The sequence below is a fragment of the Cysteiniphilum sp. genome, assembly GCF_057495195.1.
Genome location: NZ_JBXTEF010000123.1, coordinates 1 through 8,651, shown reverse-complemented (window position 1 = coordinate 8,651; position 8,651 = coordinate 1). Strand labels below are relative to the sequence as shown.

At 36.2% G+C, this 8,651-nt stretch carries 5 protein-coding genes; 1 reads left to right on the top strand and 4 read right to left on the bottom strand.

Features of this window, described 5'->3' with window-relative positions:
* The 4 genes from ACY10D_RS10555 to ACY10D_RS10540 form a co-directional block, all read right to left on the bottom strand.
* Positions 1 to 298, bottom strand: a 298-nt coding sequence (locus ACY10D_RS10555; RefSeq protein ID WP_487000696.1) for a hypothetical protein, incomplete at its 3' end; no start/stop codon positions are given.
* Positions 299 to 463: 165 nt separating this feature from the next.
* On the bottom strand, positions 464 to 3,520 hold the full coding sequence (locus ACY10D_RS10550) for a Tn3 family transposase (RefSeq protein ID WP_487000695.1): 3,057 nt from the start codon (positions 3,518 to 3,520) through the stop codon (positions 464 to 466).
* Positions 3,517 to 4,122 carry a recombinase family protein gene (locus ACY10D_RS10545; protein ID WP_487000694.1) on the bottom strand — a complete coding sequence of 202 codons (606 nt, stop codon included), beginning with the start codon at positions 4,120 to 4,122 and terminating at the stop codon, positions 3,517 to 3,519. The genes ACY10D_RS10550 and ACY10D_RS10545 overlap by 4 nt, the downstream gene beginning before the upstream one ends.
* Before the next feature lie 153 nt (positions 4,123 to 4,275).
* Positions 4,276 to 6,348: a hypothetical protein gene (locus ACY10D_RS10540; protein ID WP_487000693.1), complete on the bottom strand. Its 2,073-nt coding sequence runs from the start codon at positions 6,346 to 6,348 to the stop codon at positions 4,276 to 4,278.
* Positions 6,349 to 7,064: 716 nt separating this feature from the next.
* Between ACY10D_RS10540 and ltrA the strand changes: the two genes are divergently transcribed.
* Positions 7,065 to 8,528 (top strand): group II intron reverse transcriptase/maturase, encoded by a 1,464-nt coding sequence (ltrA, locus tag ACY10D_RS10535; RefSeq protein WP_487000692.1) that lies wholly within the window; start codon positions 7,065 to 7,067, stop codon positions 8,526 to 8,528.
* The last annotated feature ends 123 nt before the right edge of the window (positions 8,529 to 8,651 follow it).

Below are 8,651 nucleotides of genomic sequence, written 5' to 3'. Positions count from 1 at the left end.
GATTTTTTATCTCACTATCTTTCTTGATCTCATTATCTTTATTTGCTTCATTCTCTGCTTTAAGTTTGGCTTTTACCTCTCTTATTTGCTGTACATTTATTTGCTTTTCTTGGTTAACCGTAACCTTTTTCATCACCTCGTACGCAGAGACTTTATCGGCATTTTCCATTTTTTTAGCATCAGTTAAATGATCAATAAGCCAGTCTTTATCAAGCGTATAAATGACCGTATGCGTTTTAGCACGTGTCACTGTGATATAATTTGAGCGATAATTATCATTTAGCTCAACACCAATCACATGCTTTGAGGTTGCCCCTTGTGCGCTATATGAAGTATGCGTATAAGCATAATCCCAAAGCTGTTCTTTTTTGTCTTTGAGATTTAGTAATAAGGTGCCTTTATCATTGCTCAGTAAAGCCTTATTGGGGTTCCAGCGTTATAAGCCGAAAAACGTAAAGATTTTTTACTTGCCTGTATCTTGATCGATTATGATAGATGGAATATCTTTGATTAAAGCAGACATATCAACTGCTGATCTGCCTTTATTCTTAAAGCGGTAGATGCCGTGAAGGTTAACATGACACCATGCGATTAAGGAAACCTTGTTTAAATATTTTAATAGATCCTCTTGATCTTGTCTTGTGTTATCTTGTAAAAGTTCTGTCAAAATACTGGCGTTGTAGTAAATGATTACTTCAGATAGTAATCTAGCGCACTCATCGTTAATTATGACTTGATCATCGTTTTTGCCTAGCGTATTTTGGTTGCCAACATGCCTTATGGTATTTTTAAGCTGGTGATAGGCTTCGTTTCTATTGAGTGCTGTACGAACGGATTTTCGTAGTTGCTCATCATCAATATACCTTAAGATATATTCGCTACGGATAATTTTGTCATATTCCCATAGTGCTTCTTTAACTGGATTCTCATAACTACTATTGCTCAGCATCCTAATCAGTGTGCTTTGATTTGACTTTTTAAGCGCTAAGCTTGCAACAATCTTCTTGATATCAATCCAATTTATTTCAATTAACTCACGATTTATCTGGCTATTTGGACGTATAAATAGGTGCTCATATGCTTCGACTTCATCAAACCCTGCAATCATCGATTCTTTATTGTTGATGCGCTTAAAGCATGGGGCAAATTGTCGATCAAAGAAATCAAGTAGTGCAAAGTTAACACAGTTACAACCATGACTATCGGTTGAAATAATATCGGGCTGAATCTCAGTATCATTATTGTAAACGAGGTCAAATATAAATCGACTTTCATGCTCATGCGCACCAAAAATGGTCGCATTTGCAGGGATATGGTTCACTAATAAAGTCGCCGTTGAGATGCCTTTACCCAGATAAAAATATTTAGGCGAATGGCGCGCATTAAAACATGCTTTTTTAGGTTTAGATTTTTGTCCATCAATACCACCATGTACACAATCATTAATGTTGTATAGATTAAAAACAGGTAATTCCTTAATGGCATTGGATAGCGTATCACATGCCTCTTTAATCGCTTCTAAACTAATATACGATTGCTCACATCGTTTAAGCGTATCATAATCAAAATCTGACAATGATCCCATTTGATGTAGTCCGTGATTAGTTGCTTTGCCTAAAAGTACTGCGGTAAGCACTTTTTTATCGACAGGTTTTCTCGCCCCTTTATGTAAAATGTGTTGAAAACACGATAAAAATTGAGTTTCTTGATCAACATAAGTAATAACATCAGCAATATCTAAGGTTGGCACGCTTTCAAATATTTTATGGTTAACGGACACTTGGTCTCTTCGATAGGGTAACGTCCAAGTACGCTTGTCTTGGCTTTTGATCTGAATAGCATCGTTATTGCCTAAATGGATATTGTTATTTGTTTGCTTTATTTGGTTTTCAAGCCTTTCTTCTAGCGCATATAAGTGTGTCGTGATTGGTTGATCAAAGGTCGTTAGATTAAGTTTTTGAATCACTTCATTAGCAAGTTCCTCATCTTTGATAATCTCATCTTCATATGCCATAAACTGATGACTATGATCAGAGGATATTTCACCACTATAAAGCGCTTTATCTATGACAGTGTAAAGATAGAACTCATACATTTTAGGATTGATTAACGTTTTATGATCAATGACTTCAGTGATAAGGTTAAGTGCTTGTTTGCTGACAATCTCAGTGACAAACGTATTGATACCCACCATGTCATCATTGTTTGGCAACTTGAAATAATCATTCAATTTATCTGTGGCATCTTTTAATGCCTTCAACCCACGGTAATCAACACATAGGTGTTTAAAGATAAGGCGCAGATTATTCTTAAACTGTGGCTCAAGCTTTGCAATCCATTGCCATTTTAATTGCCGCTTCTCTTGTTTGCGATTTTGCATATAATCAATTAACACATTGATGGCGCTATCATTGAGTGTTTTAAAGGCTTTTTCTCTTAACTTCGATGCCGATGTTTCAGGCTTTGATTTATTGATAAATAAATCCATGACTTTGGCAAACTTGGCTTCATGCTGTTCAAAAAATACATGGCTATCTGATTGTAATTCATCTGCCATGTCATTGGCTTTGCTTTTATATTTATTCAGCAAGCTATGAAAGGTGTCAATTAAGTTATCATTGATGCGTTTGCAGCGGTTAACAACAAAACACATGATATAAAGTGGAATCAGTGGATTGGTCATTTTTGCTAACCGTCCACGTCCGTAATATTGGACTAATGACGCGTAATAATTAATGGACTCTGGTGTTAACGTGCTATTTTTAAGCCAATCACAGGCGTAATAATATAACTCGCTAACACTGTTGAAGCGTTTGATCTCATCGCTAATTTCGCTATTGCTTAAACTTTTAGGCAGTTCAATAATATCTTGAAGATTGAAGTCACCAGTTGAAACATGATGCTCAAGCAACCGATCTATTGTGCGTTTGTGTGTCACAGGTACGTTTTCAAGCAAATTGATTAATCTATCTTCTTGATGTCGTAGCGCTTCACTGACAATCCGTTGAATTTCACTATACTGTGGTAACTCAATTTGCAAGTCGGTTAAATGACGTGCTAACTCAGTAAATACAAACATTGGTTTAACATGCGATTGCGCTAAGAATTTGGCATGTTTAATTAGTTGTGACCTATATGCTGATGACTTATAAGGTTGCCAATTTAATAACTCAACAATTTTTTTACGATGTGCATTTCTAATCGGTCTATTTGAACTAATGCCATAACTGACAGTTTTACCCAACTGTGTCGAAACATAGATCACATCATCTTGATTAGGTGGTGTTTTACTAAAGTCAAAGAATATCAGCTTTGCTTTGAAATAACCAAGCATCAACACAAAGTGAAGCTTGCTTTTAAAGTTTTTAATCTCGTCAATAGCGGCTTGTTCTTCATTGTTTAAGGTAAAATAAAGCGCACGTGATGGATCATCTAAACATGGAATATCATAATAATATGCAAGCTCAGTATCGGATAAAAAATGCGTATAATTATTATCGACTGTGATGTGATGGCTCATATACGCGCTTCTTGCTTCTTACTTTTAGGCGAAACATCTACATTACGATGACGTAAATAAGCATAAAGCGTACCGCGACTAATGCTAAGCTCCGCACAAATCTCATTTATACTCAGTTTACCTGCACGATATAAGTTCTCTGCCGCATAGGATTTAGCAATAGCTTCTTTTGATAAACCTTTTGGTCTACCACCTAAGCGACCTCTAGCGCGTGCTGAAGATAGTCCTGCTAAGGTTCTGGCTTTAATGACATCGCGTTCAAATTCGGATAACGAAGCAAAGATATTAAAAACAAGCTTCCCATAAGGCGTTGTCGTATCAATGGGATCTTGTAAGCTAACCAACGCAATATCCCGATCTAACAAATCATAAATAATGTGAATCAGGTCTTTTAGGTTGCGACCTAAGCGATCTAGCTTCCATATGACCAAAGTATCTCCTGGCTTAAGCTCAGCAATCAGCTTGGCTAAAAGTGGGCGCTCTTTTTTGGTGCTAGTGACTTTTTCATGGATGATCTTATCACAGCCATGTGCCTTCAAAGCATCAACTTGCAAGTCTAAATTTTGCTCTAAGGTGCTAACGCGTGCATATCCTGCTTTCATCAGTATAACGTATCTCGTAAAATCAGCTAAAATAGCTTTAGTTAATATAGACTAGATTACTATACTCTGAAACCCTTGAAAACATGTTGATGGCAGATTAAGAAAATAAGTATAAAATAACGGTCGTTTTTTTATACTTTAGAAGTGCCTATATTATTTACACATATTGCCAATATCTGCATAATTTTGCTTTGTAGCATAATCTCGATAAGAACAAAATAAAAATGTTATCGCAGTAGCGCCTCTAAATTCTTTTCTGTCATCTGCTTGAGCTTTTATCTGCTTTAATTGCTCAGTTGGGTTGTTTTGTAATTTTTTATCCTGGAGAATGTTCCAAATATTTTTTATACCACGTGGTACTGTATAGTCATCCCCATTAATAGTAATGGCACTACCTCCTCCAAGGCCATGAACCTTAAAGCGGTGAGAGGCACGTTGATCAGTCGCTTTTTCTAGTATAAATTTTTTTACAGCATCAGTCTTAGAACTCGCATTTAATTGTGCTTTAATATAATTTAAATTTTTTTTAAGATTTTTACTGCTACTTTTGTCCTCAATAAATGCTTCATCTAATGAAGCTTGGAATCGTGTTTTTGAAGCTAGATTTGAATCTTTTACACGAATGAAATCACTTAAAATTTGTTTTTTTAGTTCAGGTTCATCTTGCAATGCTTGTATAACATATTTGATGTTCTCTGGATAATTTATACATGCATTATGTAAATCATCATTTTTGATAATATCCATTAAGAATGGTTTTTTTAGTTCTGGCTGATCTTGCAATGCTTGTATAACATATTTGATGTTCTTTGGATAATTTATACATGCATTATCTAATTTCGATTTTTCTAAAATTATTGATTTATGCTCTTTGGTAGGCATTATAGCAAGTAGCGATAGTCTTTCCTGAGGATTACAAAATTTACAAATATCTAAAATATCAATTAGCTTTTTAAATTTGTCTGCAGCTAAATCAGCAAGACCAAATATATTCTCTGAACTCGAAATTACCGTTTTTATTTGGCTTTTAATGTCATCTTCTTTTAAATATTCATCCAATCTATTTATATCTAATTTTTTAACAAAATCGATTAATGTTTTAATATCATTTATATTAAGATTAACGTTATATTTCAGCATCAATCCTAGAGAAATACCTAATGGTTCATTCCCCTTATATGAATGGGTATCTATTGAATTAATAATTTGCTTGTGAGCACTAGCACATTCATTCTTGCGTTGTTCTACCATTTTTGATTTATTACTTTCTGATGTAGTAATAGCAGTTAGTTTAGATGTATTGCTTTGAAGAATTGGAGCAATCTTATCTGCACCATCAGCTTCTACACAATAACTCTGTGCGTCATTCTGAGTTTTTGGAAGTTTACCCATAAATAGCTTGAACTCTGGAATTTTCAAAGCTTCATCTTTGCTTTTAGCTGACAGTTTATCCCAATATTCTAAAAAATTAGTTAATGCCAACTGAGCATTAGTACCGCTTAGATTTTCTGATCCACCTTCAACACCATGTTTCCCACCCTTTATAAAACTAATACGTAATTTATTAAGCTGTGAATATAAAGATAATTCATCTGAGGTTAATAATATTTTATAGGATTCAAGTTTATCTAAATAATCTTTTATCTCCGTTGAGTGATTTTGTAATCTATTACTTTCACTATTTGTTATCTTTTTTTCGTAATCATATGGATTATTTAGTGCTGAGAATTGAATTGATATATCCTCTTGATCAACATTCAAATTTTCAATTAAATCAATTGGAATTAAAGTTTTTTCATCATCAGAAATAATATGAAAACCTATTATTTTATCAAGCGGCTTATCAATGATTTCTTCATTTGATACTATATTTTTGAATTTAGATGAGTCTAATGTTGGAATTAAATATTCCAAAGCAGATTTTGCTTTATTATTTTCCGCCAGATATTCTGCAGCTAAAATTGCAAGCTTAGTTGCATCAGAGTCAGGAGAAGCAGTATAAATTAATAGAGTGTTTTTAATTAAGTCCCAGTTGCTTTTTAATAATTGTTCAAGAGAATCTAAATTATTTATAGCTTTTAATATATCCTCAGCAAAGATATGTAAGTGCTCTGTTTTTAATACTTCAAATACATCATTGCTATTAGTATTTATTTTCTTATATTTATTTGCTAGCTCTATTAGAGTATTTTTTATATCATTAGTTAGTGAAACTGAATCCGTCATAGCACGACTCTATACCAAATAGTAATGGTATCAGTGTATTTGAACTCTAAGACTGGTTTGACCGTAAAAGTACTCAACTTAAATTATGTCAAAATAATGTTACGTTTTTCGGCTTATAACGCCGGAACCCCCGTGCGACACGAAGTCGCATATTAGTGCTGCTTCCCGCACCAAAGAGGAAGCCATCTGTGCCACCAGATGAGCCTACCGATCTGAATAAAGAGCGATCGGGACAATGTAACGAAGTGCAGCAATGCACGGGGTAAGAATCGTAAGAGGACAACCCTCCTGATAACCACATGTCGGGTGAGTGCTAGGCAGTTAGTATGGCGAACACATGTGAATCTACGTAGAAAGCGATATAAGCGAGGGAGCGAAAGTGGTTGAAACGCTCTTGCCAAACGGCAATGAAGGACGGTAAAGGACTCTGGGGTTTTCCTTTCGTGGTCGATATGTCCTTCCGCTTTAATAGTAGGCGCCTAACCTAACACTGCACAATATGCGGAACGTGGAAACCTCATATTGCTCCCCTTGGGGAAGGTAAATCGCAAGGTTTACTGATAGCAATGTGAGTTTGGGATGCTGGAAAAAGCGAATGTCTGACTGTAACGGTTAGAATATGAGTTTAAACGTTACTCGACACGAAAGTGTGCCCACGTCCAGCAAGTCTCTCCTTGCAAGAGATTTTGTAGAACCTGAATAATAAGGAAAAGCAAATGACAGCTAATTCATTAACTGGTGCATCCTTAGCATGGAATCTTATCGATTGGAAGATCGTTGAGAACCATGTTAACAGGCTTCAAATGCGTATTGCAAAGGCTACTAGAGAAGGGCGACATGGTAAGGTTAAATCCTTACAGTGGATCCTGACTCATTCGTTTTATGCAAAACTACTTGCGGTCAAACGAGTTACAAGCAATAAGGGCAGCAAAACAGCTGGCATAGACCAAGAGCTATGGAAATCAGATAAACAAAAGACAGCTGCGGTTATTCGGCTTAAACGGCGTGGTTACCAACCGCAGCCATTAAGAAGAATATATATCCCCAAAAAGAACGGTAAACAAAGACCATTAGGCATCCCTTGCATGATCGATCGGGCACAACAGGCACTGCATTTGCTTGCCTTAGAACCTGTATCGGAAATGCTTGCGGATAAGAATGCCTACGGCTTTAGACCCAAGAGGTCTGCTGCAGATGCCATTGGTCAATGCTTTGCCTGCCTATGCAGGAAAGTATCTGCCACATGGATACTTGAAGGGGATATCAAAGCCTGCTTTGATAAAATTGGCAAACAATGGCTTATAGACAATGTGCCAATGGATAAGCAAGTGCTTGAAAAGTGGCTGTCTAGTGGTTATGTTGATAAAGGTCTATTCTTTCATACTGAAGAGGGAACACCGCAAGGTGGAGTAATCTCGCCAACACTAATGCTGTTAACTTTAAGAGGGTTAGAAGCTGTCGCTAAAAAGGCGGCACCCAATAAGTCAGATAGAGTTAATGTCATTACCTACGCAGATGACTTCATTATCACCGCCAACTCTAAAGAGACGCTAGAATTAAAGGTTAAACCGGCAATTGAGCGTTTCCTGAAAGAACGAAGTTTAGAGCTTTCACAAGAGAAAACGTTGATAACCCATATTTCAGATGGTTTTGACTTCTTAGGATTTAACATCCGCAAATACAATGATAAGCTGCTCATTAAACCAGCTAAACCAAATGTATTGGCATTTGTTAGAAACATTAAAGCAGTCATCAATAAGAATAAAGCCACCTCTGCTGGTGAATTAATTCAAATCCTCAACCCTAAAATTATGGGCTGGGCGAATTATTATCGACATGTGGTAGCTAAAAAGACCTTTGAATATGTCGATCACTGTATATTTGAAGCTCTGATGAGATGGGCGAAAAGAAGACATCCCAACAAGGGTATTTATTGGGTGATGCGCAAGTATCATGATACATATACACCAAGGTGGGATTTTAAAGGAGAGGTAACTCTAAAAACCGGAGAGAGAGTCAAACTAACTCGAAAGCATATGGATGAAACTCCAATTCGCCGTCACGTTAAAATCAAAAGTGAAGCAACCCCTTATGACCCTGCATTCAAAGATTACTTTGAACAACGCAAGATCAATAAAGGACGCAACACTTGGTTTGACTATCCTAACACTGTGATGTGATTATTGCCTGATAGTAACCGGGTAACACACAACGCCTTTGAGAGGCTCGAGCGTAGTGAAGTGAAAGTTTCATGCTGCGTTCTTCGAGGAGTCGCACTCAGCAATGGGTGCGGCTTACTCTAC